The 1,273-nt window shown below is 63.2% G+C and carries 1 protein-coding gene; it reads right to left on the bottom strand.

The genetic code is table 11. The features are described 5' to 3' along the window. The coding region (gene glyA / locus ACR0NZ_RS20605; protein WP_480521574.1) for a serine hydroxymethyltransferase at positions 1-1,273 on the bottom strand (1,273 nt) is incomplete at its 5' end.

The following is a 1,273-nucleotide window of genomic DNA, read 5'->3' as shown; positions in this document are numbered from 1 at the left end:
TTACAGGTTCGGGTAGATGGGGAAGCGGTTGCAGAGATCTGCGACCTGGGCGCGGACGCGGGCTTCGACTTCGGAGTTGCCGTCTTCGCCGTTGGCTGCCAGGCCGTCGACCACTTCGATGATCCAGTCGGCGATCTGGCGGAATTCGGTCTCGCCAAAGCCGCGGGTGGTGCCGGCGGGGCTGCCCAGGCGGATGCCCGACGTGATGGTCGGCTTTTCCGGGTCAAATGGCACGCCGTTCTTGTTGCAGGTGATATGCGCCCGGCCCAGGGCCTTTTCGGTGGCGTTGCCCTTGACGCCCTTGGGGCGCAGGTCAACCAGCACCACATGGGTGTCGGTGCCGTGGGTCACGGTGTCGAGCCCGCCCTTGATCAGCTGATCGCTGAGCGCCTGCGCATTGATCACGACCTGCTGGATATAGCTTTTGAACTCGGGGCGCAGCGCCTCGCCAAAGGCCACGGCCTTGGCCGCGATCACATGCATCAGCGGGCCGCCCTGAATGCCGGGGAAGATCGCCGAATTCACTTTCTTAGCGATATCTTCATCATTGGTCAGGATCATGCCCCCACGTGGGCCGCGCAGGGTCTTGTGTGTGGTGGTGGTCGCCACATGCGCGTAGGGGAACGGGCTGGGATGCTCGCCTGCCGCGACCAGACCGGCGAAATGCGCCATGTCCACGTGCAGATAGGCGCCGACCATGTCGGCGATCTCGCGCATGCGGGCAAAGTCGATCTGACGCGGGATGGCCGAACCGCCCGCGATGATCAGCTTGGGGTTATGCTCTTTCGCCAGCGCCTCGACCTGATCATAGTCCAGCATGTTGTCCTGCTGGCGCACGCCGTATTGCACGGCGTTGAACCACTTGCCCGACTGGTTGGGCCGCGCGCCGTGGGTCAGGTGGCCACCGGCATCCAGGCTCATGCCCAGAATGGTGTCGCCGGGCTGGATCAGCGCCTGGAACACCCCCTGGTTGGCCTGGCTGCCCGAGTTCGGCTGCACATTGGCAAAGCCACAGCCAAACAGCTGCTTGGCGCGGTCGATGGCCAGATTCTCGGCGATATCAACAAACTCGCAGCCTCCGTAATAGCGTCGGCCCGGGTAACCTTCGGCATATTTGTTGGTCATCACCGAACCCTGCGCCTCCATCACGGCGGCAGAGACGATGTTCTCGGACGCAATCAGCTCGATCTCGTCGCGCTGACGACCCAGCTCAGACCGGATCGAGCCAAAAAGCTCAGGATCGCGGTCCGACAAGGACTGGGTGAAAAATCCG

It is taken from the genome of Ruegeria sp. AE3 (assembly GCF_056542225.1).
Note: the sequence above shows the minus strand (reverse complement) of the source record. Positions and strands in the feature narration are given on the sequence as shown.